This is a genomic window from Agrobacterium sp. CFBP 3001 (assembly GCF_027871605.1).
Classification (GTDB): Bacteria; Pseudomonadota; Alphaproteobacteria; order Rhizobiales; family Rhizobiaceae; genus Agrobacterium; species Agrobacterium leguminum.
Genome location: NZ_JAQAHD010000011.1, coordinates 1 through 22,982, shown reverse-complemented (window position 1 = coordinate 22,982; position 22,982 = coordinate 1). Strand labels below are relative to the sequence as shown.

Sequence of the window (22,982 nt, the reverse complement as noted above, 5' to 3'; positions counted from 1 at the left end):
AGCCATTTTTGCGCTAATTTACGTGCTGTTTATCGTGGTTTGTGGCATCTAGCCAAAACGCTTCCGGCTGTTTCAGCTTTTGCCGGAATGCTGGAAAAGATTTGGAGTTCAAATGGCACGCCGTTATTTCGGAACCGATGGTATCCGCGGACAATCGAACGTCTTCCCCATGATGCCTGATCTGGCGATGCGGGTGGGCATTGCCGTCGGGACGATTTTCCGCCGTGGCCATCATCGCCATCGCGTCGTCATCGGCAAGGATACGCGTCTTTCCGGTTATATGCTGGAAAACGCTCTGGTTGCCGGCTTCACCGCAGCCGGCCTTGATGTATTCCTCCTTGGCCCCATCCCGACGCCGGCCGTCGCCATGCTAACCCGCTCGCTGCGCGCCGATATCGGCGTGATGATCTCGGCCTCGCACAATCCCTTCTCCGATAACGGCATCAAGCTTTTCGGACCGGATGGTTACAAGCTTTCCGATGAGCTGGAACTGGAGATCGAAGACCTTCTTGACAAGGATATCTATGCGCAGCTTGCCAAGCCGAGCGAGATCGGCCGCGCCAAGCGCGTGGACGGCGACATCTATCGTTATATCGAATTCGTCAAACGCACCCTGCCGCGCGACGTGACGCTGAGCGGACTGCGGATCGCTATCGACTGTGCCAATGGCGCGGCCTACAAGGTGGCGCCCGCTGCGCTCTGGGAACTCGGCGCAGAAGTCGTCACCATCGGCAATGAGCCGAACGGCATCAATATCAATCTGGAATGCGGCTCCACCCACCCGGAAGCGCTGCAGAAGAAGGTGCATGAAGTACGGGCCGATATCGGCATCGCGCTCGACGGCGATGCGGACCGCGTCATCATCGTCGATGAACGCGGCGAGATCGTCGATGGCGACCAGCTGATGGCCGTCATCGCCGATAGCTGGGCTGCCGACAACACGCTGCGCGGCGGCGGTATCGTGGCGACTGTCATGTCGAATCTCGGGCTGGAACGCTTCCTGGGCGACAAGGGCCTTACCCTTGCCCGTACCAAGGTGGGCGACCGTTATGTCGTCGAACACATGCGTAACCACAATTTCAACGTCGGCGGTGAGCAGTCCGGCCATATCGTGCTGTCGGACTATGGTACGACGGGCGATGGTCTTGTTGCGGCCTTGCAGGTTCTCGCTAAGGTCAAGCGCTCCGGGCTCACGGTCAGCGAAGTCTGCCGCAAGTTCGAGCCGGTGCCGCAGCTTTTGAAGAATGTCCGTATTTCCGGCGGCAAGCCGCTGGAAAACCCTGTCGTGCAGCAGGCGATTGCGGATGCGGAAAGCGCATTGGCCAATAATGGTCGCCTCGTCATCCGCCCCTCGGGCACGGAGCCGCTGATCCGCGTCATGGCGGAAGGCGACGACAGCGCGAAGGTGGAGCAGATCGTCAATGATCTCGTCGGCGTCATCGCCAATGCCCGCTCGGCGGCGTGAGCCTTCGAGACAGTAACGCCCAAAAAGCCGGCTCTGCAGCCGGCTTTTTCTTTGAGTATTTCCTAATAAATATAGTGAATGATCGTGGTTAATCGGGACTTAACCATTTTACGTCAATCTCCATGACTGAACAGTTCACTGGCATCTGCTGCCGAAACCGCACGTGCCTCTTCTGGAGTGGAAGTCATGAAAAACGCCCTGGCCGGATTTCTGGCCGTCCTGCTGACCGGTACAAGCGCTATCGCTGCCGATCTTTATCAAGCTGAGCCTAGACCGGCCTACGTCGATGCACCCGAGGTTACTGTTACCCAGGCGAGCGGCTGGTATCTGCGCGGCGATGTCGGTTATTCCTTCAACAAGCTGCGCGGCGCCCATTATTATCAGGGCGGCCCCGGCGGCTACCTCGCGGATTTCGATACCGCGACGATCAAGGACAGCTATGTCATCGGTGCCGGTGTCGGTTATCAGTTCAACAACTATTTCCGCAGTGACGTGACCTTCGACTATATGGGTAAGTCGGATTTCCGCGGCTCCACGAGCGGTTTCTGCGGTTCCGTTCCCGGCCGCTGCGTCTCGGAGGACCTTAGCTCGGTTCGCGCCTATACTCTGATGGCGAATGCCTACGTCGATCTCGGCACTTACGGGCGGGTGACGCCTTATGTCGGTGGTGGTATCGGCGGCTCCTACGTCAAGTGGGACAAGCTGCGCAACACATCCTGCAGCGTCAATGGCCTAGGCTGTGACCCCACGACCGAACATGGTGGCAAGGGCAAATGGCGCTTCGCCTATGCTCTGATGGCCGGCGCATCCATCGACGTCACGTGTAATCTGAAGGCCGATATCGGCTATCGTTTCCGCCACATCAACAAGGGCGATATGTTCGCTTATGAGAATGGCGGCGGTCCGGGCCGTGACAAGGGCCTTTATTCGCATGAAGTGCGCGTCGGTGGCCGTTATGTCTTCAACGGCTGCGATACCGCACAATACATGCCGCCCGCCGATATTCCTCTGCAGCCTGCCGTTTATAAATAAACGTCACGCCCAGCTGGTAGTTTCAGACCGTCCGCATCCTCCGGGTGCGGGCGGTTTTGTTTTACCGGCATCTGACACGGGGGCATGACGCATATGGACCAAAATTCTTCTGCGTAGCGACATATTCCGCTTGACTGGGATCGGCCAGAGGAATAGCAACGGCGTCAGGACACCTCTCCCTAACGAGAGGCGCCTATCTGAAAGGGTAGTTAAATGACAGATATCGTGAAGCCGGACGTCCGTCCGGGCAATACGCATTTTTCCTCTGGTCCCTGCTCGAAGCGTCCCGGTTGGTCGCTAGATGCTCTCTCTGATGCGCCGCTCGGTCGCTCGCATCGCGCCAAGGTTGGCAAAGCCAAGCTGAAGCAGGCCATCGATCTCACCCGTGAAGTTTTGAACGTTCCTGCCGATTATCGTATCGGTATCGTTCCCGCATCCGACACCGGCGCCGTTGAAATGGCGCTCTGGTCGCTGCTCGGTGAACGCGGCGTCGATATGCTCGCCTGGGAAAGCTTCGGTGCGGGCTGGGTCACCGACGTCGTCAAGCAGCTGAAGCTGAAGGACGTCCGCAAATTCGAGGCCGATTATGGCCTGCTGCCGAACCTTGCCGAAGTCGATTTCGACCGCGATGTGGTTTTCACCTGGAACGGCACCACCTCCGGCGTTCGCGTTCCCAATGCCGATTTCATCCCGGCTGACCGCAAGGGTCTGACCATCTGCGACGCCACTTCGGCGGCCTTCGCACAGGACATGGATTTTACGAAACTCGACGTCGTCACCTTCTCCTGGCAGAAGGTTCTGGGCGGTGAGGGCGGCCATGGCGTCATCATTCTTTCGCCCCGCGCTGTCGAGCGTCTCTTGAGCTACGCGCCGGCATGGCCTCTGCCGAAAATCTTCCGCATGGTTTCCGGCGGCAAGCTAATCGAAGGCATCTTCACCGGCGAAACCATCAATACGCCGTCCATGCTCTGCGTTGAAGATTACATCGACGCGCTGCTGTGGGCGAAGAATCTCGGCGGCCTCAAGGCGCTGATCGGCCGTGCCGATGCCAATGCCAAGGTCATTTACGACTTCATCGAGAAGAACGACTGGATCGCCAACCTGGCCGTCAAGCCGGAAACCCGCTCCAACACCTCCGTCTGCCTGAAGATCGTTGATCCCGAGGTACAGGCGCTGGATGCCGCCGCACAGGCCGATTTCGCCAAGGGCGTTGTCGCCCTGCTCGAAAAGGAAAATGTCGCCCTCGATATCGGCGCTTACCGTGACGCCCCGTCCGGCCTGCGCATATGGGCCGGCGCCACCATCGAGACGGCGGATATGGAAGCCGTCATGCCCTGGCTCGCCTGGGCCTACCAGACGCAGAAGGCAGCCCTTTCCAAGGCTGCCGCCTGATTTTTGTACCGGCCCTGCGCTGATGCAGGGCCGCACATTCCCCGCTTTCAAAACTGCACCGCTTTTCAAGGAGCCCGTGAACCATGGCACCTCGCGTACTCGTATCCGACGAACTGTCGGAAACCGCCGTCCAGATCTTCCGCGATCGTGGCGTCGAAGTCGATTTCCAGCCGAAGCTCGGCAAGGACAAGGACAAGCTTGCCGAAATCATCGGCAACTACGATGGTCTCGCCATCCGCTCCGCCACCAAGGCAACCGAAAAGCTGATCGAGGCTGCGACCAACCTCAAGGTCATCGGCCGCGCCGGCATCGGCGTCGACAATGTCGATATTCCGGCCGCCTCGCGCCGCGGTATCATCGTCATGAACACGCCTTTCGGCAACTCCATCACAACGGCAGAACACGCGATTGCGCTGATGTTCGCAGTTGCCCGCCAGCTTCCGGCAGCCGACAGCTCCACGCAGGCCGGCAAGTGGGAAAAGTCGAAATTCATGGGTGTCGAAATTACCGGCAAGACGCTCGGCGTCATCGGCGCCGGCAATATCGGCTCCATCGTCTGCTCGCGTGCACTCGGTCTCAAGATGCATGTTCTCGCCTATGACCCCTTCCTGTCCCCGGAACGCGCGCAGGAAATGGGCGTCACCAAGGTTGAGCTGGACGAACTGCTGGCCCAGGCCGATTTCATCACCCTGCACGTGCCGATGACCGACAAGACACGCGGCATCCTCAATGCCGAAAACCTCGCCAAGACCAAGAAGGGCGTGCGTATCGTCAACTGCGCCCGTGGCGGTCTGGTGGATGAAGCGGCCCTTGCCGATGCCATCAAGTCCGGCCATGTCGCCGGCGCCGGTTTTGACGTGTTCGAAGTCGAACCCGCCACGGAGAGCCCGCTTTTCGGCCTGCCGAACGTCGTCTGCACACCGCATCTCGGTGCTTCGACCACGGAAGCGCAGGAAAACGTCGCCCTTCAGGTTGCCGAGCAGATGTCGGATTACCTCGTCAAGGGTGCGGTTTCCAACGCCATCAATATGCCGTCGATCACGGCTGAGGAAGCGCCGCGCCTGAAGCCGTTCATCCGTCTGGCGGATGTTCTCGGCTCCTTCGTCGGTCAGGTGCAGGAAAGCGCCACCAAGGAAATCGAAATCCTTTATGACGGCGCAACTGCCAGCATGAACACGAAGGCATTGACCAGTGCATTGCTGGCCGGCCTGATCCGCAGCCAGGTTGCGGATGTGAACATGGTTTCGGCCCCGGTCATGATCAAGGAAAAGGGCATCATCCTCTCCGAGGTCAAGCGCGACAAGACCGGCGTTTACGACGGCTACATCAAGCTGACGGTCAAGACGGAAAATCAGATCCGCTCGGTTGCCGGCACGGTGTTCTCGGATGGCAAGCCGCGCTTCATCCAGATCAAGAACATCAACATGGATGCCGATGTTGGGTCGCATATGATCTACATCACCAACACCGACGTTCCCGGCATGATCGGCTTCATGGGCACCACGCTCGGCGAGGCTGGCGTCAACATCGCCAACTTCCAGCTCGGCCGTGAAAAGGAAGGCGGCGACGCCATCGCGCTGCTTTATGTCGACGGCCCGGTTTCCGAAGCCGTGCTGGACAAGCTGCGCGCCAACCCGGCGATCCGCCAGGTCAAGCCGCTGACGTTTAACGTCGACTGATCTATCGTTCCTCCCAAGGGGACAATAAGACCCGGCGCAGGGGAAACCCTGTGCCGGGTTTTTCGTATTTCCCGTGTCTGTTTCGTCGCAAAATACGGGCTACTATCGCATTGGTTGCATATCACAAAAAATTTAAGCCAACTGGTCTAAAAATGATGATCATGAGTTGCTATATCGCCTGCTGACATGCCGCTCATGGGAGGGCGGCCAACAGGAGATAACGATGTTTGCTGCCTTTCGGCGCTTCAAGGGTTTGTTCGCAGTCGCCGCGCTCGGTATCGCGGTGTCTTTCGTGGCGGTTGATATGGCGGAAGCGCGTCGCGCCAGCGGCGGTTTCGGCAGCCGCGGCACGCGGACCTATTCCGCTCCGCCTTCGACCAGCACGGCCCCCGGCCAGACCGCGCCGATCAACCGCAGCATGACCCCCAATACCAATCAGGCAGCGCCGAGTGCTGCTCAGCCGGCCCGTCCGGGCGCGCAGGCGCCGCAACAGAATCGCGGCCTGTTCGGCGGCATGATGGGTGGTTTGATGGGCGGCCTGTTGATGGGCGGTCTGTTCGGCATGCTGCTGGGTGGCGGTTTTGGCGGCATGGCCGGTTTCTTCGGCATGCTGTTGCAGGTGGCGCTGATCGGTCTTCTGGTCATGCTCGCCATGCGTTTCTTCGCCTCGCGCCGTCAGGGCCAGCCCGCTTATGGCTCGGCCGTTGGGTCGCAGCGCACGGATCATTCCGGTTCCTCCTATAATGGCGGTTCGCAGGCGGGTTCTGCCGCTTCCTCGTTCAAGATTCCGAAGATCGGCGCGCTGGCCGGCGCTGCGGGCGGTGTGGCCGCCACTGCCGCAACGGCAAAGCCTGCGCCTCATGCCTCCGCGCCCCATGCCAATGCCATGTCGGAAGGCGATGAAATTGGCATCACCCAAGGCGATCTCAAAACTTTCCAGAAAATGCTGGAAGACGTGCAGGCCGCCTATGCCGCCGAGGATTACGGCACATTGCGCAAGCTGACGACGCCGGAAGCCATGTCTTACCTCGCAGAAGAACTGAGCGACAACGCCACGAGCGGCGTGAAAAACGACGTTCGCGATGTGACGCTGCTACAGGGCGATGTCGCCGAAGCATGGCACGAAGAGGGCCAAGACTATGCAACGGTGGCGATGCGCTACTCCGCTATCGACGTGATGCGCGACCGCACCTCCGGCAAGGTAATCGAAGGTGACGAGCACCAGCCTTCTGAAGCGGTGGAGATGTGGACCTTCGTTCGTCGCCCCGGAAACGACAACTGGCAGGTGGCCGCTATTCAGGCCGCTGCCTGACGAATCGGAATGTGTTTAACAGATAGAGGCCCGGCGGTTTGGCGACCGCCGGGCCTTTGTTCGTCTCGCTTCCAGAAAGCATGGTCACGCCGAGGCTCGCTCCGCAAAAGGGGCGGAAAGATGCGGTCAAAAAAACGACTGATAAATCTAATGGGTGATATCTCCACCGCTCATCGGCGGTGAATTCCGCTTCGCCCTGCTATGCAACGCTTTGAGCGCTGCCTGTCGCGGGCATGTTGCCCGCGCGTGGCTCATCCGCTCCACGGAATTGCCTTTTTTTATTCATCCGGCATTCAGTTCCTGCATCCTAACCAGAATGCATACACGTCAATGTGACTTTTCGTGCCGGTTCTAAACCGCTTTGGAAAGGGAACCTCAGGCGCAAAACAGCGTTGACAATCCAATCCCCGGCCCTTCCCAAGCCGGGCTGGGTGGCTGGGCAATGCACGCCCTGCGAGAACGGAGAGCTATCGAGATGAAACGCTTTGACCTGATCGACGGGATGCGTGGTTACTTCCTCGTCTTCATGCTGATCAACCATCTGGTGTTTGCCGGCGGTTTCTGGATGGTGGAAATCAATCACCGGCAGTTTGCCTTTGTCGAGGACGCCCAAGGCTTCGTGTTCCTGTCCGGCCTGCTGATCGGCATGGTCTATGCGCGCAAGATGATGAAATACGGCTATGATGCCGGTAAACAGATGATCTGGAACCGGGCGCTTGAGCTTTATCGTTACGCGATGGGTCTCGTCATCGCCGTGCTGTTCTTCCGCATGGTCATCCCGCATGCACCCTATATCTGGTACAACTGGCTCGGCATGACGTCGTTCGACGACCCGCTGCGACTGGCGGCGATTGCGACATTCCTGTTCCAGCCGACCTTCATGGATATTCTGCCGCAATATATCGTCTACATGATCTTTGCGCCTGTGCTGGTGAAGCTCTGCCTTGACGGCAAGTGGGCCTATGTCATGGCCGGCTCCCTGCTGGTCTGGATGGCCGGTCAGCTCGGCCTGCAGCAGATCGTGACGACCCCCCTCAACGAACTCGTGAAGGGTGCGGACGAGCAGGGCATTCGCGTCAGCTTCAACCTGCTCGGCTGGCAGCTCGTATTCTATTCAGCGCTGGTGATGGGCGCGATGACGGCGCAGAACCGCATTCCGTGGAAGGCGATCTTCTCGCCTGAGCATACGTGGCTGCCGAAAGCGGCGCTCGTCATCTGCCTGTTCTTCATGCCGCTGCGCATCGCTACAGCCTGGGGCCTGATGCCGGAATTCATGATGGGCAAATTCTCCACCATGGAAATCCGCGCCGATTTCGGTCCGGTCTATCTCATCAACTTCCTCGCCGTCGGCGTCGGCCTGACCTGGCTGGTGATCGCAGGTCCGAAGCATCATCGTCCGCTCGTGCGCTCCATCGCCGAGGGCGTCATCTGGGTGCTGTCGCTGAAGTTCCTGCAATTGCTCGGCCGCCATTCGCTTCAGGTCTATGTCTGGCACGTGGCCATCGTCTATGGCGTCTATTATCTGGACGGCCGCACGGCGGAACTGTCTCAGCTCAACAAGACCCTGATCGCCTTCACGGCTATCGGACTGCTGGCCCTGCCAGCCCTGTGGCGGGAGCGCGACAAGTGGTTCGGCAGCAGCGGCCAGAAGACGGCCGGCGCCTGAGGGCCGGTCCCAGCCCGAATCTGACGGCTTTGCGGGGCGGTTTTCCGCCCCGTACTTGCGTGCGCGGCCATTCCTTTCTATATGCAGCCCTTAAATCCGCAGGATGACGAGACAGGACGGCCCCATTGATGGCCAGGTTTCTCGCGGCGGATGACCGACAGGCGGCGGGGCCTTTACCCCCGTTATGACTGACGATGGGAAAAAACGTGAATACGCTCGATTTTGACAAGAGGCCGGAAGATACCCGGATCGTTGTCGCCATGTCCGGTGGCGTCGATTCTTCGGTGGTGGCCGGTATCCTCAAGCGCGAGGGCTATGATGTCCTCGGCATTACCCTCCAGCTCTATGACCACGGTGCTGCCGTGCACCGCGCGGGCTCCTGTTGCGCGGGGCAGGATATAGACGATGCGCGCCGGGTCTGCGAAACGCTCGGCATTCCCCATTATGTGCTGGATTACGAAGCGCGGTTCCGCGAAACCGTCATCAACCCCTTTGCCGAAGCCTATGCGATGGGTGAAACGCCGATCCCCTGCGTGGCCTGCAACCAGACGGTAAAATTCGCCGATCTGCTCGCCACGGCGCAGGAACTGGGCGCCGATGCGCTGGCGACCGGCCATTATATTCGTTCGCGTCCCAATCCCGTTTCCGGCCAGCCGGGGCGGCGTGCGCTTTATCGGCCGATCGACAGCGACCGTGACCAGAGCTGGTTCCTGTTTGCAACCACGCAGGAACAGATCGATTATCTGCGCTTTCCACTCGGCGGCCTCTCCAAGGCCGAGACGCGCGCTCTGGCGGAAGATATGGGGCTGGTCGTCGCCAAGAAGGCTGACAGCCAGGACATCTGTTTCGTGCCGCAGGGCAAATATACCGATATCATCAACAAGCTGAAGCCGAATGCGGCTTTGGCGGGCGATATCGTCCATCTCGACGGGCGCGTGCTCGGCCGCCACGATGGTATCGTGCATTACACGATCGGCCAGCGCCGAGGCATTGGTGTCGCGACCGGGGAGCCGCTTTATGTCGTGCATCTCGATGCACGCGGCCGCCGGGTCATCGTTGGCCCGCGCGAAGCGCTGGAAACCCGCCGGGTCTATCTGCGTGACATGAACTGGCTGGGCGACGGCGAGTTGGCGAGCGATGCCGGGCAGGGCTTTGCCTGTTTCGCCAAGGTGCGCTCCACCCGCCCGCCGACGGAAGCGATGCTGCATGCGGACGAAAACGGTATCTATGTGGACCTGATGACCGGAGAGGCCGGTGTCGCTCCCGGTCAGGCCTGCGTGCTTTATTCCGCACCGGGGGCCGATGCCCGCGTTTACGGCGGCGGTTTCATCGAACGGTCGGAACGCTCGGCGGAAGCCGAGGCGTCGCTGAAGGCGCTTCTGGAAAAGCCGGTTGCCGCCTGAAACCATTCGCTTTTTGCAGCGATGCGGAAAGCGAATTTTTTGCGCATCTTGCGCTTGACACCTTGGGGAGCGGCACCTTATAAGCCGCTCATCCTGATGGAACGGCCGGTCACATGACTGTCACGTTTCCCCTGTGGCGGGGTAGCTCAGGTGGTTAGAGCAGCGGAATCATAATCCGCGTGTCGGGGGTTCAAGTCCCTCTCCCGCTACCACTTTCCTTCATGCGAAAAATCCAAACCGAACGATTATGCGCCCATGTTTCATTGATTTTCCGAGCCGGAGAAACAATGGATCCGATGGTGCCTGCCGGTAAGTTATGCCCAAAAAAAGGGAAACCCGCTTACTGCCAAAACGCAGCCAGCGGGCCTCAACCTTTACCCCCTCCCACAAGGGCGGCTGCACAAAAGCACATTGAATGAATTATGGCAAGATCAAGGCGACCATATTGTTGCGGTTGATGGCCCTGTTCGCCAGTTTAGTGGCGGATGGCAGAGCGTGACCTGTTCCGTGTGCCGTTCGTAAGGGGAGCGATAGGACACGATATTTTCGGTGCAGCGCATTTCCGCGCAATTGGAATAGGTATTTTCGATCCGCTGCGGTCGATAATGTGCTTTGTGCGGTGAAACCCGTTCCTCACGATAAACCGTCATATCGGCGGCAGGCGATATGCCGGGTATCGACAAGGTCGCGACTGCGGCAATCAAGAGAATTCTTCCAGGATGTGCGGACATGGCTCTTCCCCGCGTTGAACAACGCAGGAGAACGTGCTGCGCACATAAGCTGTTCCAGGGACATCGGCAAAAAAATGCCCGCTCATCGCGGGCAATCAGAGGGGAACTGAGGTTAGGAGCCTCGGGTCTGAAACGGACATCTTCGTCATAAGTTCCACTTGCGGAATAATTTCCGTCGCACCTTGCCGACAAGGGCTGCGCAGGCCGAGTTTCAAGCCGCACGACACGGAACGATGCGACACGCGCGAACGACGATACTTTGATGATGATTCTATCTTTAGGGAAGTTTGGAGCGGGCGAAGGGATTTGAACCCTCGACCCCAACCTTGGCAAGGTTGTGCTCTACCCCTGAGCTACACCCGCTCAAATCCACCGGTCCGGGGTAGTTCGCTGAACCGTGGGCCGCCAAGCGGCGACGGGCGCTATATCGCTCAATCGATTTTGGAATGCAACAGGGAAATGACAAAAACGCGAAAATTTCTTTGAGAAATGCGACAAGCGGCGGAAATGATTGAGAATTTTTCATCCCGCTGTTTTTTCCTGCGTTGCCAAGCGTCGGTTGCCCGCTTAATCAGGAAACAAGGATAGTGGAATCGGCAGAGGCAGGTGGCAGGATATGGCGGAAAATTCCCGAAAGACGGCATCGGAGCTGTTCGAGTTTCTCGACGGACTCGGCATTTCCCACACCACGAAGCAGCATGAACCGGTGTTTACCGTCGCCGAATCCCAGTCGCTGCGCGACCTCATTCCCGGCGGCCATACAAAGAACCTCTTTGTAAAGGACAAGAAGGATCAGTATTTCGTTCTGACCGTTGAGGAAAATGCGGTCGTCGATCTGAAAAGCGTTCACAAGACCATCGGTGCGGCAAGCCGCGTGTCCTTTGGCAAACCGGAAAAGATGCTTGAATATCTGGGCGTCGCGCCGGGCTCGGTGACGGTGTTCGGAGCCATCAACGACACCGACAGGCAGGTCACCTTCGTGCTCGACAGCGGGCTTCTGGAAAACGAGCTGGTCAATGGCCATCCGCTTTCCAACGACCAGACGACAACGATCGCGTCCACGGATCTCATTCGCTTTCTCGAGGCAACCGGACATGCGCCGCTTGTCTTGAAAGTCACCGAGTGAGATACGATCTTTGCTTCAAATAAGACATATGACAGAGGTTTACGGGAGACCGGCATGAGCGGCGAAAATAATCCTTACGGCGGTTCCTATAGCGGGCAGATGACCGCAAGCGCCCATCATAATGGCGAGCTGAACGGTGCGGCCTCCGGCCACATCAAGGACACCACGACGGCGGGTTTCTCCAGGGACGTTCTTGAGGAATCGCGCCGCCAGCCGGTTCTGGTGGATTTCTGGGCGCCCTGGTGTGGTCCGTGCAAGCAGCTGACGCCGGTGCTCGAGAAGGTCATCAACGAGGCGAATGGCCGCGTGAAGCTCGTGAAGCTGAATATTGACGACCACCCGTCGATCCCCGGCCAGCTCGGCATCCAGTCCATTCCGGCAATCGTCGCCTTTGCCGACGGCCGGCCGGTGGATGGCTTCATGGGTGCCGTGCCGGAAAGCCAGATCAAGCAGTTCATTGAGAAGATCGCCGGGCCTGACGCGGGCGATCCCAAGGCCGAGATCGAGGCTGTTCTGACGGAAGCGAAGCAGCTTCTGGCGGATGGCGATTTCAACGGCGCGGCGCAGCTTTTCGGCGCCGTCATGCAGGCCGATCCGGAAAATCCGGCAGCGATTGCCGGTATCGCGGAATGCATGATCGCCGCCGGTCAATATGAGCGGGCAAGCGAACTGCTCTCTTCGCTGCCCGCGGAACTCAATGAGGATGCGGGTATTCAGCTCGTTTCGAAAAAGATCGCGCAATATGAGGAAGCCCGTAAAATCGGCGACCCCGTGGCGCTGGAGCGCGAGCTTGCGCTCGATCCCGATCGTCACGAGGCGCGGGTGAAGCTTGCCAAGGTGCTGAATGCTCAAGGCCGGCGCGATGAGGCTGCGGACCATCTGCTCTACATCATGCGCAAGGACCGGACCTTCGACGATGACGGCGCGCGCCGCCAGCTTCTGGAGTTTTTCGAGGCCTGGGGCTTCAAGGATCCGGCAACCGTTGCCGGCCGCAGGAAGCTTTCGGCGATACTGTTTTCGTAATGCGGGCATATCCCGGCCGTGGCGGTTGATCCGCCGGCCGGGCAGCAGTGAACAGGGGGCTTGATTCCCATGCATGTCGGAAATGCGAGATATGTGAAGAACGACGATCTGCCGGAAACCGTGCCGGTCTTTCCATTGCCGGGCGCGCTGCTTCTACCGGAAGGCCATCTTCCGCTCAATATTTTCGAGCCTCGATATCTCGCCATGATCGACCGGGCTTTGGCCGGCCATCGCATCATCGGCATGGTGCAGCCCGCGCTGCATGTCATCGAGGCGGGGCTTGAGGGCGGTCCGCTTAGCGCGGTCGGCTGCCTCGGCCGCATCACGTCCTTTTCCGAAACCGGCGATGGCCGTTATATCATTTCGCTCACCGGCGTGTGCCGTTTCCGCCTGCTGGAAGAGGTGGAGGCGGGCAAACCCTATCGCAGCTTCCGGCATGCGCCCTTCATCGCCGATCTTTCCGGCGAGTATGACGAGGATGCGGTGGACCGCGAAAACCTGCTCCGGGTATTCCGCTCGTTTCTGGATGCCAACCAGCTGGAGGCGGATTGGGAAAGCGTGGAAAGGGCGGGCAATCGCGTTCTCGTCAATTCGCTTTCCATGATGTCTCCCTTTGGACCGGCTGAAAAACAGGCGCTGCTGGAAGCGCCGGACCTGAAGACGCGGGCCGAAACATTGATCGCCATTACCGAGATCGTTCTTGCCCAGGGATCGGGCGAGGGCGGCAACGTGCTGCAATAGGACCGCCGCCATGGACGACAGGATGAGCAATGTCGATCCCAAGCTGCTGGAGCTTCTGGTCTGCCCTTTGACGAAAGGGCGTCTTGCCTATGACCGCGCCCGCAATGAACTCATCTCCGAGAGCGCGAGGCTTGCTTATCCGATCCGCGACGGCGTGCCGATCATGCTGATTTCGGAAGCGAGAAAAATAGAAGACTAACCTTCCCGCTTGCCCGCCTTCACACATTGCGTGTCGCGAATTGACGAAGATGCGTTGACAACCATGCGTGGATTTGACCAGAGTCCCGCCCGACATGTCTGTTGCGGGGAGAAAACTGATGTCGTTGCGCGCGCTCGTCCGGATTTCGCTGGTTGCGGTCTCAACCGCCCTGTTTTTTCAGCCAGCCATGGCGGCGGAACCCTCCCGCAAGGTCGTTACGACTCAAAATGGCGATTATTTCGGCTTCGATCTCAGGACGGAGCAAAATGTCTCGCTGGAGCAATGCGGCGAGATTTGCGTCGGCGATACCGCCTGCAAGGCCTTTACCTACAATCCCAAGGTGAAATGGTGCTTCCTCAAATCGGATTTCAATCAGCTGAACGCCTTCCCCGGCGCGGTTGCCGGCAAGATCGTGGAAGTGGCCGCGGAAGCCGATATCGGCGCGCCGCAGCGCCTGTCCTTCGTGATCGACAGCCTGCAGCAGGAAGCGCGCCGGCTGAAATCCGGCCTTGCGGCAAATGAGGGTGAGGGCGAACAGGGCCTGGAAGCCCTCGTGGAAACGGCGCGCCAGCAGGCAGCCGCCGGCAATATTCCCGATGCGGTCACGACCTATAAACAGGCCCTTGCGATCACACCTGACGATGGGGCGCTCTGGGCGGAACTGTCGGAAAAGGCCGCGCAGGTCACCGATAATTATTCGATAGCGGGACAAGCCGCTTCCGCTGCCATCAATGCCTATCAGCTCAGCCGCACGGTCAGCGCTCGTACTGAGGCCCTGAACCGGCTGGCGAAGGCTTTTGAGCGAACCCAGAATTATCGCGCGGCACTCAATGCCTATAAGGAAAGCCTTGCGCTTACCGACAATGCGCAGACCAAGGCGGCCTATGCCGATCTGCGCACGCGGCAGGGTTTCCGCGTCATCAACAATACCGTGGATACCGATAGCATCAGCCCGCGCGCCTGCGTGCAGTTTTCCGAGCCGCTGGTGAAGAACGGCGTCGATTACTCCTCCTTCATCACGCTGGATGGGGCAGCGCCCAAGGCCATCGAGGCGAAGGGCAGCGAGATTTGCGTGGAAGGCCTGACCCATGGCCAGCGTTACAAGATCGCGTTTCGCGCCGGCCTGCCGTCTTCGGTGGAAGAGCCTCTGGAAAAGCAGGTCGATCTCGATATATACGTGCGTGACCGTGCCGCCAGCGTGCGCTTCACCGGCGAGAATTTCGTGCTGCCGGGCACGGCGCGCCGCGGCATTCCAATCGTCTCTGTCAATGCCGACAAAGCCGACCTGAAGCTTTATCGCGTCGGCGACCGCAACATCACCTCGCTTCTTTCAAACTCGCAGTTTCTGACGCAGATGGACGGCTACAACGCCGACCGTATCGAAAACGAAATTGGCGAGCTTGTCTGGCAGGGCTCAATCGATATCCAGCCCGATCTCAACAAGGATGTGGTGACGAGCTTCCCGGTGGATGAGGCCCTGCCCGAGCGCAAGCCCGGCATCTATGTGCTGACCGCCGTACCGCCGGGCACCGCGCCGGAAACCTGGGATTCGCGCGCCACGCAATGGTTCCTCGTATCCGATACCGGCATAACCACCTATGCCGGAACCGATGGGCTGAATGTCTTTGTCCGTGCACTTGGCAGCGCCAAGCCGCTGGCAGATGTGGATTTGCAGCTGCTCGCCAAGAATAACGAGGTGCTGGGCACTGCGAAGACCGATGCGGACGGCCGCGCGGTGTTCTCAGCCGGCCTAATGCGCGGCACGGCGGCGCAGGCGCCTGCGATTCTGACGGCGCGCAACGGCGACAACGACTATGTGTTCCTCGACATGACCCGCGCCGGCTTCGATCTTTCGGATCGCGGCGTGACGGGCCGTGCAGCCCCCGGCGCCATCGACGTGTTCAGCTGGACGGAACGCGGCATCTACCGCGCCGGCGAGACCGTGCATGCCGCAGCCCTTGCCCGCGATGTCGACGGCAAGGCAATCGAGGATCTGCCGCTCACTTTCATCTTCTCGCGCCCGGATGGTGTCGAGGACCGGCGTTTCGTCAGCGACGGCAAGGCGCTCGGCGGCCATGCGGTCGATCTGCCGTTGCAGGCAAATGCCATGCGCGGCACCTGGACGCTGCGCATCCATACCGATCCGAAGACGGCTGCCATCAGCGAAAAGAGCTTCCTCGTCGATGATTTCGTGCCTGACCGCACAGAGTTCGACCTCTCGAGCAAGGCAAAACAGATCGACCCTGGCGCGGAAACGGCAATCGATGTCGATGGCCGTTACCTCTATGGCGCGCCCGCAGCCGGCCTGACGCTGGAGGGCGAGGTCGCCATCAAACCGACGCGCACCAGCGCCGATTTCGAAGGTTATTTCTTCGGTCTGGCCGATGAGGAAAGCGAAGAGGAAAACCGCACCACGCTTGCCGATCTGCCGGCGCTGGACGAAGAGGGCAAGGCGAGCTTCAATATCGATCTGACCGACCTTCCCTCCACAACGCAGCTTCTTTCCGCCAACATCACCGTGCGCATGCGCGAGGCCGGCGGCCGCGCCGTGGAGCGCTCCCTGACGCTACCCATCAAGGCTGAAGCGCCGGTCATCGGTATCAAACCGCAATTTTCCGGCGATCTCGCCCAGAATTCCGTTGGCCGTTTCCACATCATCGGCGTCAATGCTGACGGTGCCAAACAGGCGATGAGCGGCCTCAACTGGAAGCTCATCAAGGTCGAGCGGAACTATCAATGGTATCGTCAGGGCAATTCCTGGCGTTACGAGCCGGTGGAATATACCAAGCAGCAGGAAGCCGGCAGCTTGTCCGTCGATGCCAATGGCGGCGAGATTTCCGTGCCTGTCACCTGGGGTCGCTATCGGCTGGAAGTGGAGGGCGCCGGCAATGGCGCGCCTGTCTCCAGCGTTGAGTTCGATGCCGGTTTTTATGTCGAGGCAAGCTCGACGGAAACGCCGGATGCGCTGGAAATCGCTCTCGACAAGCAGAGCTACAAGATCGGCGATACGGCCAAACTCAAGGTTTCCTCGCGTTTTGCCGGCGAGTTGATGGTGACTTCCGGTTCGGAAAAGCTGATTGCCGTGCAGAATGCCGAGATCGGCGAGGATGGCGGCGAGATCGACATTCCCGTCACCGAGGAATGGGGTGCGGGCGCTTATGTGACAGCCACGCTATTTCGTCCCGGCGACGCGCAGGAAAGCCGTATGCCGATGCGCGCCATCGGCATCAAATGGCTCGCCGTCGATCCGGCCGAGCGCAAACTTGCCGTCACGCTTGGCGCGCCGCAGAAAACGCTGCCGCGCCAGCCGCTTGAAATTCCGATCACCGTCGCCGGTGCCGGCGTGGGCGAAAAGGCCTATGTCATCGTTGCGGCAGTCGATGTCGGCATATTGAACCTTACCCGCTATGAGCCGCCAAAGCCGGATGAATGGTATTTCGGCCAGCGTCGGCTGGGGCTGGAAATCCGCGACCTCTATGGCCGCCTGATCGACGGTTCGCTCGGCGCCACCGGCCGGTTGCGCACTGGTGGTGACGGCGGGCAGGCAGCCCTTCAGGGCAGCCCACCCACGGAAAAGCTCGTGGCCTTCTTTGCCGGTCCGGTCGAACTCGACGCAGACGGCAAGGCGACGGTGAGCTTCGATATTCCGCAGTTCAACGGCACGGCCCGTATCATGGCGGTGGCCTGGACGAAGACAGGCGTGGGACATGCCGTCTCCGACGCCATCATTCGCGATCCTGTCGTGGTCACGGCCAGCGCGCCGAAATTCCTCGCTCCCGGCGATGTCTCGCAATTGCGGCTCGATATCGCCAATACCGATGGCGAGCCCGGCGATTACCGGCTGGATGTGACCAGCAATACGGCCTTGACGGTCGATCAGGGTGAGATGTCGCAAACTCTCGCGCTTCAGAAAGGCGGCAAGTCTTCGCTGACGGTCCCGCTTACGGGCGAACAGCCCGGCAATGGCGCGATCACCATCAAGGTTTCCAATGCCGCCGGTCTTTCACTGGAGCAGGTTCTGAACGTTCCGGTGCGTCCGGCCGTTCTGCCCGTCACAACGCGGCGCGAAATCAAGATCGCGCCCAATAGCAGCCTGACGATCAATGGCGATCTTCTGGCCGACAGCATGCTGCTCGGCTCTTCCGTCGCGGTCAATGTCACGCGCTCGCCCGCCTTCGATATTCCGGCGCTGGTGATGATGCTGGACAAATATCCTTACGGCTGCGCCGAACAAACGACGAGCCGCGCTTTGCCGCTGCTTTACGTTTCGGAACTGACAAAGGATAGCGGCCTTGCAGAAGACCCCGATACCCGCAAGCGCGTGCAGGAGGCGATCTACCGCGTGCTGTCCTTCCAGTCGAGTTCGGGCAGCTTCGGCCTCTGGTCGCCGGGTTACGGCGATCTGTGGCTCGACGCCTATATCAGCGACTTCCTGACAAGGGCGCGTGAGCAGAATTACGATGTGCCCGAAGCCGCCATGGTGCAGGCGCTGAACAACCTGCAAAACGGTCTTTCCTATGACAGCAATGTCAAGGATCGCGGCAACGAGATCGCCTATTCGCTTTATGTGCTGGCGCGCAACCGCAAGGCGGCGATCAACGATCTGCGTTATTACGCCGATACGGCGCTTGCCGATTTCGCCACACCGCTTGCCAAGGCGCAGGTTGCCGCTGCCCTTTCGCTTTATGGCGACCAGACCCGTTCGAAGAGTGTGTTCGGCGCTTCGCTCGATATGGCAAGCCGTGCAACCAATGTCAGCTTCGCCCGCGCCGATTATGGCTCGGCCCTGCGTGATGGTGCTGCAACGCTTGCGCTTGCGGCCGAAAGCCGTCCGGTTCCGGCCGTCGTGCCGCAGCTTGCCGGTGCGGTGGCGAAGGAATGGGAAAAGAAGCCCTATACCAGCACCCAGGAACAGGCATGGATGCTGCTGGCCGCCCGCGCCGTGAAAGGCGAGGACAAGGATATCCGTCTCGATGTGAACGGCGATCTGCAGACCGGCGGCTTCGGCAAGCGGATGAGCGGCGATGAATTGCTGGCCGCACCCTTGAAGATCGCCAATGCCTCGGCCGATCCGGTCACGGCCGTCGTCACCACGGTGGCGCCGCCGGCGCAGCCGCTTGCCGCCGGCGGTGAAGGCTTCACCATCACCCGCACCTATTATTCCATGGATGGCGAGGAGGTGAATCCGAGCGAGGTGGTCCAGAACGAACGTTATGTCGTGGTGCTGAATGTGGTGCCGCAGAATAACTGGCAGTCGCGCATTCTGGTGACCGACCTGCTGCCCTCCGGTTTCGAAATCGACAATCCGAGCCTTGTCAATTCGGCTGAGCTTTCGAATTTCGACTGGCTGCCGGAAACGGAAGCGGCGCATACGGAATTCCGCTACGACCGTTTCGTGGCGGCCTTCGACCGCTCGGCCGGCGACAGTTCGGAAATTGCCCTTGCCTATGTGGTCCGCGCCGTTACCCCCGGCACCTACGATCATCCGGCAGCTTCGGTTGAGGATATGTACCGGCCACAATTTGCCGCCCGCACGGCAACCGGCCGCATGGAGGTGCGCTCGGCAAACCCATGAGGCGGAAGAAGGCGATCATTGTCGGCATGATGACGGCCGCGTTGCTTATGGGCGGCGCGGCCTTCGGTCTCGATGCGCTGGACAAGGCCTATCCGCCGCCGCTGGACGCTGCGCAGCAACGATCCTTCGAGGTTCTGGACCGTGACGGCAAGCTGTTGCGCGCTTTTGCGACAGCCGATGGCCGCTGGCGGCTGAAAACCTCGGCCGCCGAAGTCGACCCACAGTTCCTGCGCATGCTGGTGGCCTATGAAGACCAGCGTTTCTATGAGCATCACGGCGTCGATACCTGGGCGCTTTTGCGCTCCGCCTGGCAATTGGCCAGCAACGGCCGGATCGTTTCCGGCGCATCGACGCTTTCCATGCAGGTGGCGCGGCTGATCGAGCCGCGCGCCGACCGGTCGTTTTCGGCGAAATTCCTGCAGGCCGCGCGCGCGCTCCAGATCGAGAGAAGGCTCAGCAAGGCGGAAATCCTCGATCTCTATCTGAATATCGCGCCCTATGGCGGCAATCTCGAAGGCATTCGCGCCGCAAGCCTCGCCTGGTTCGGCAAGGAACCGGGCCGGCTCGATACGGCGGAGGCGGCCCTGCTTGTCGCGTTGCCGCAATTGCCGGAAAAGCGCCGTCCGGATCGTTTTCCGGAGGCGGCGAAGCAGGCGCGGGAGCGTGTGCTGCAACGGCTTGCCGTGGAGCGCGTGGTGGGTGAGGGGGAAGCGGAACGGTCGGCTCTTGCGAATGTGCCCGCCAACCGGCGAGACCTGCCGGCTTATGCGCCGCATATGGCCGTCGCCGCACGGGTGAAATTCCCGAATACTGCCGAGGTGCGCTCCACGCTGACGCTGCCGATCCAGCGGGAGCTGGAGGGTGTCGCCCGCCACGCGGCGGAAAAGCTTGGCGACAGGGTCTCCGTCGCCATCGTCATGGCCGATGCGCAGAGCGGCGATATTCTGGCGGAAGTGGGCTCGGCGGATTATCTCGATACGGCAAGACGCGGTTTCGTGGAGATGAGCCGGGCCGTTCGCTCGCCGGGCTCCACCCTCAAGCCATTCATCTACGGCCTTGCCTTCGAAGACGGTCTTGTCGGGCAGGAAACCATCATCGAGGATCGCCCGGCCGACTTTTCCGGTTACAGGCCGCGCAATTTCGACATGCATTATCAGGGCGATGTCAGCATCCGGCAAGCGCTGCAACTGTCGCTCAACGTGCCTGCCGTCAAGCTGCTGGATGCCGTTAGCCCCTCGGCGCTGATGGTGCGGTTCCGGCGGGTGGGCGTCAAACTCGTGCTTCCCGCCAATGAAGCGCCCGGGCTTGCCATCGCCCTTGGCGGCGCGGGTGTTTCGCTGGTCGATCTGGTGCAGCTTTATGCGGGGCTTGCCGGCGGCGGCGATCCCGTGCGGCTTGGAGACGGCGTCCGCTCGGACCCGGAACGGCTGGAGGGGGACCGGTTATTCTCCGATGCCGCGATCTGGAACATCTCCGACATCCTGTCCGGCGTGCTGCCGCCGCTCGGCATGAAACAGCGCGGCATCGCCTACAAGACCGGCACCAGCTATGGCTATCGCGATGCCTGGTCGGTGGGGTATGACGGGCGGCATGTGGTCGGCGTCTGGGTCGGCCGGGCCGATAATGGCGCGGTGCCGGGCATTGCCGGTTATGCGACGGCCGCCCCGATCCTGTTCGAGGCTTTCGAAAAATCCGGCGTGGCGATCACGCCGATGCCGGCCGCACCTTCCGGTGTCGCGCGGGTCGCGGTCAATGAACTCCCTGCCAACCAGCGGCGTTTCACCACGACGGCCAGCGGCCTGCTTTCTGCTTCAAGACGTGAAAGCGCCCCGCGCATCGTTTACCCGCCGGAAGGCGCGCGCGTGGAGCTTTCCGGCCAGTCGGGCATCTCGCCGCTGGTACTGAAGTTGCAGGGCGGGCGCGCACCCTTCCGCTGGCTCGCCAATGGTTTGCCCTTGCCGAACGCATCCCATCGCCGCAACAGCGAATGGCGGCCGGAAGGCCAGGGATTTTCCACACTGACGGTTATCGACGCCGACGGCCGCGCCTCGAGCGTGCGGGTTTTCGTCGAATAGCAGGGATGTCCAACTCCACAAGGGGTTGCCCCGGGCTTGTGTCAGACAGCGCCTCGAGCGTCTCGTCAGTTCTTTTTCGCCGTCTTGACAAAGATATGTAGCAAGCAATTGTACAAGAGTGACGACGAAGATGATGTGCCTAAGTTCTATTACGCCACATCGAGTGAATGGCGGTGGATCCGCTGCTGAAGCGAAGCCACAACGGCTTGTAGAAATTCCCGGCGCCTGGGATTGGTCGTTGCCGTCAGTGTCACCTGTAGCCGGCTTGTGATGTTGTTCAGAAAGCCAACGTGATTAAAACTATCGGCGGCGATATTGATCTCCACCTCGTCCATGTAATGCGCCAGATGCGGTTCCAATACGAGATTTGCATCCGTCTGATAGCAGGCAGCCATCTGTTCTCCAAGCGTGGACATCTGCACATATGGACCATATTCGTCGATCATCAAATCTCCTTCCTCTAGCGCAACTAATTTTGACAGGCGCTTCATCATCACAGATAGGAAATAGGAAGCAATTGCCCGCTTTCAACGTTCCCTTTTGAAGCTTTTAATTTCTCGTGTTCGTGAAGGATGTCACTAAGACTCCGGTCGAAGTAGAGACCTGCCAAACGGCTATCAGCCGCGCTGGGCCGCGCTCAATGATTGCGCTCCGTTGATTTGTCGCTGTGACGGTAATTTCCCCTGATTTCATTGAGGAATTTTAGAAGGTATCCCAAAGGTCAGGGCGAATTGCTCCGATAGGTGTGTCCAGAAACTAAAGTGCTGGAACTGCAGGCCATAAAAAAGCCCGCCGAAGCGGGCCTTCCAAACTAAGATTGTATGTGTTCATCGAAAGATGATCTTCGTTTTATTGCCAGTGCGCCACGTCCGATCTCCGATAGAATCTCGAGTTTCTACCGGTCGGTTCATAAATGGGTCGCACTCCCTCGGCCTCGAGTTTTTGACGAAGGATGCCGGGAAAGACACCGGCACGGTCCGACAAAAGAGCGAGACAAATATTTTCGGCGATGAAGGCATCCACGGAATGAGCGAGGATGTATTGTTGCTCACGCCGAGTAGCAGGATTGATCCGGGTTTCCGTCTTTAGATAACCGAGGTGCAGCAGTTCGCTGATCGTGCCTCTTGCCGTCCCGATCCGGCGTTCTGTGTCTCGGACATTGAGGTGTCTATGACTATCGTTTTGAACGTTGCCATTCAACGATGCCACGTCAGGAATAGAGCGGTTCAAGTAGGCTCTGACTTCCTCCCAATCCACAAGGAGGTTGAAGAGAGTAGTTCGACCACCTTTGAAATGAAGGCTTTTCAGAGAACCTTCCAAGCCCAATTTGAGGATGGTCTCGGTTTGGCATGACCTGCCACTGAGAATTTCCTCCAGATTGGATTAGAGTCCGGCCCATCTTTGAACCGCCCCAGGTTTCTGGACCATCTGAGGCTAGAGTTTTCCGGCTTCTGAACCGCCCCAGGTTTCTGGACCATCTGAGGCTAGAGTTTTCCGGCTTCATTCAGGGAGGCGGGCTGGTTGAGCCTCCTGATTTCATCAGCGAGATCGGTACCTTATTGC

At 59.8% G+C, this 22,982-nt stretch carries 15 protein-coding genes and 2 tRNA genes; 14 read left to right on the top strand and 3 right to left on the bottom strand.

The window, feature by feature from the left end:
• Positions 1-112 precede the first annotated feature (112 nt).
• From glmM to PH605_RS14975, 8 genes are all read left to right on the top strand, one after another.
• Positions 113-1,465, top strand: coding sequence for a phosphoglucosamine mutase (gene glmM, locus PH605_RS15010; protein ID WP_142845337.1), 1,353 nt, complete (start codon positions 113-115; stop codon positions 1,463-1,465).
• Between the two features lie 186 nt (positions 1,466-1,651).
• Positions 1,652-2,497 (top strand): outer membrane protein, encoded by an 846-nt coding sequence (locus PH605_RS15005; RefSeq protein WP_142845336.1) that lies wholly within the window; start codon positions 1,652-1,654, stop codon positions 2,495-2,497.
• A gap of 213 nt (positions 2,498-2,710) precedes the next feature.
• Positions 2,711-3,889 (top strand): phosphoserine transaminase, encoded by a 1,179-nt coding sequence (locus tag PH605_RS15000; RefSeq protein ID WP_065656473.1) that lies wholly within the window; start codon positions 2,711-2,713, stop codon positions 3,887-3,889.
• A gap of 83 nt (positions 3,890-3,972) precedes the next feature.
• Positions 3,973-5,568, top strand: a complete 1,596-nt coding sequence (gene serA / locus PH605_RS14995; protein ID WP_003523252.1) for a phosphoglycerate dehydrogenase — start codon at positions 3,973-3,975, stop codon at positions 5,566-5,568.
• A gap of 223 nt (positions 5,569-5,791) precedes the next feature.
• Positions 5,792-6,880 (top strand): Tim44 domain-containing protein, encoded by a 1,089-nt coding sequence (locus tag PH605_RS14990; protein ID WP_142845335.1) that lies wholly within the window; start codon positions 5,792-5,794, stop codon positions 6,878-6,880.
• Positions 6,881-7,355: 475 nt separating this feature from the next.
• Entirely contained in the window at positions 7,356-8,546 is a 1,191-nt protein-coding gene (locus PH605_RS14985) for an OpgC family protein (RefSeq protein ID WP_142845334.1), read from the top strand.
• 206 nt (positions 8,547-8,752) lie between these two features.
• A complete protein-coding gene (mnmA, locus tag PH605_RS14980) occupies positions 8,753-9,949 on the top strand; it encodes a tRNA 2-thiouridine(34) synthase MnmA (RefSeq protein ID WP_035264186.1) in 1,197 nt (398 codons plus the stop codon).
• Between the two features lie 135 nt (positions 9,950-10,084).
• Positions 10,085-10,161 (top strand) — tRNA-Met (locus tag PH605_RS14975).
• A gap of 807 nt (positions 10,162-10,968) precedes the next feature.
• Here the strand turns inward: PH605_RS14975 and PH605_RS14970 are convergent.
• Positions 10,969-11,043 (bottom strand) — tRNA-Gly (locus tag PH605_RS14970).
• Positions 11,044-11,296: 253 nt separating this feature from the next.
• Here PH605_RS14970 and PH605_RS14965 point away from each other — a divergent pair.
• From PH605_RS14965 to pbpC, 6 genes are all read left to right on the top strand, one after another.
• A complete protein-coding gene (locus tag PH605_RS14965; protein WP_142845333.1) occupies positions 11,297-11,806 on the top strand; it encodes a prolyl-tRNA synthetase associated domain-containing protein in 510 nt (169 codons plus the stop codon).
• 54 nt (positions 11,807-11,860) lie between these two features.
• Entirely contained in the window at positions 11,861-12,829 is a 969-nt protein-coding gene (gene trxA, locus PH605_RS14960; protein ID WP_003523262.1) for a thioredoxin, read from the top strand.
• Between the two features lie 69 nt (positions 12,830-12,898).
• Positions 12,899-13,570 carry an LON peptidase substrate-binding domain-containing protein gene (locus tag PH605_RS14955; protein ID WP_161987908.1) on the top strand — a complete coding sequence of 224 codons (672 nt, stop codon included), beginning with the start codon at positions 12,899-12,901 and terminating at the stop codon, positions 13,568-13,570.
• 10 nt (positions 13,571-13,580) lie between these two features.
• Positions 13,581-13,769, top strand: a complete 189-nt coding sequence (locus PH605_RS14950) for a Trm112 family protein (protein ID WP_003523265.1) — start codon at positions 13,581-13,583, stop codon at positions 13,767-13,769.
• A gap of 118 nt (positions 13,770-13,887) precedes the next feature.
• Entirely contained in the window at positions 13,888-19,344 is a 5,457-nt protein-coding gene (locus tag PH605_RS14945) for an alpha-2-macroglobulin family protein (RefSeq protein WP_142845332.1), read from the top strand.
• The gene (pbpC, locus tag PH605_RS14940; RefSeq protein ID WP_161987907.1) at positions 19,341-21,419 is read left to right on the top strand and encodes a penicillin-binding protein 1C; all 2,079 of its coding nucleotides are present in this window, start codon (positions 19,341-19,343) and stop codon (positions 21,417-21,419) included. Before PH605_RS14945 ends, pbpC begins: the two co-directional genes overlap by 4 nt.
• Before the next feature lie 149 nt (positions 21,420-21,568).
• Here the strand turns inward: pbpC and PH605_RS14935 are convergent, their stop codons facing one another.
• Together PH605_RS14935 and PH605_RS14930 are read right to left on the bottom strand one after the other, a co-directional pair.
• Positions 21,569-21,865, bottom strand: a complete 297-nt coding sequence (locus PH605_RS14935; RefSeq protein WP_142845331.1) for a hypothetical protein — start codon at positions 21,863-21,865, stop codon at positions 21,569-21,571.
• A gap of 403 nt (positions 21,866-22,268) precedes the next feature.
• The gene (locus PH605_RS14930; protein WP_142845330.1) at positions 22,269-22,649 is read right to left on the bottom strand and encodes a hypothetical protein; all 381 of its coding nucleotides are present in this window, start codon (positions 22,647-22,649) and stop codon (positions 22,269-22,271) included.
• Positions 22,650-22,982 lie beyond the last annotated feature (333 nt).

What these genes read in the sequence shown, in the direction of transcription:
- glmM (WP_142845337.1), top strand. Translation starts at nt 113, where the DNA reads ATGGCACGCCGTTATTTCGGAACCGATGGTATCCGCGGACAATCGAAC.
- PH605_RS14950 (WP_003523265.1), top strand. Translation starts at nt 13,581, where the DNA reads ATGGACGACAGGATGAGCAATGTCGATCCCAAGCTGCTGGAGCTTCTG.
- PH605_RS14990 (WP_142845335.1), top strand. Translation starts at nt 5,792, where the DNA reads ATGTTTGCTGCCTTTCGGCGCTTCAAGGGTTTGTTCGCAGTCGCCGCG.
- PH605_RS14945 (WP_142845332.1), top strand. Translation starts at nt 13,888, where the DNA reads ATGTCGTTGCGCGCGCTCGTCCGGATTTCGCTGGTTGCGGTCTCAACC.
- PH605_RS15005 (WP_142845336.1), top strand. Translation starts at nt 1,652, where the DNA reads ATGAAAAACGCCCTGGCCGGATTTCTGGCCGTCCTGCTGACCGGTACA.
- pbpC (WP_161987907.1), top strand. Translation starts at nt 19,341, where the DNA reads ATGAGGCGGAAGAAGGCGATCATTGTCGGCATGATGACGGCCGCGTTG.
- PH605_RS15000 (WP_065656473.1), top strand. Translation starts at nt 2,711, where the DNA reads ATGACAGATATCGTGAAGCCGGACGTCCGTCCGGGCAATACGCATTTT.
- trxA (WP_003523262.1), top strand. Translation starts at nt 11,861, where the DNA reads ATGAGCGGCGAAAATAATCCTTACGGCGGTTCCTATAGCGGGCAGATG.
- PH605_RS14935 (WP_142845331.1), bottom strand. Translation starts at nt 21,865, where the DNA reads ATGATCGACGAATATGGTCCATATGTGCAGATGTCCACGCTTGGAGAA.
- PH605_RS14955 (WP_161987908.1), top strand. Translation starts at nt 12,899, where the DNA reads ATGCATGTCGGAAATGCGAGATATGTGAAGAACGACGATCTGCCGGAA.
- PH605_RS14985 (WP_142845334.1), top strand. Translation starts at nt 7,356, where the DNA reads ATGAAACGCTTTGACCTGATCGACGGGATGCGTGGTTACTTCCTCGTC.
- PH605_RS14965 (WP_142845333.1), top strand. Translation starts at nt 11,297, where the DNA reads ATGGCGGAAAATTCCCGAAAGACGGCATCGGAGCTGTTCGAGTTTCTC.
- serA (WP_003523252.1), top strand. Translation starts at nt 3,973, where the DNA reads ATGGCACCTCGCGTACTCGTATCCGACGAACTGTCGGAAACCGCCGTC.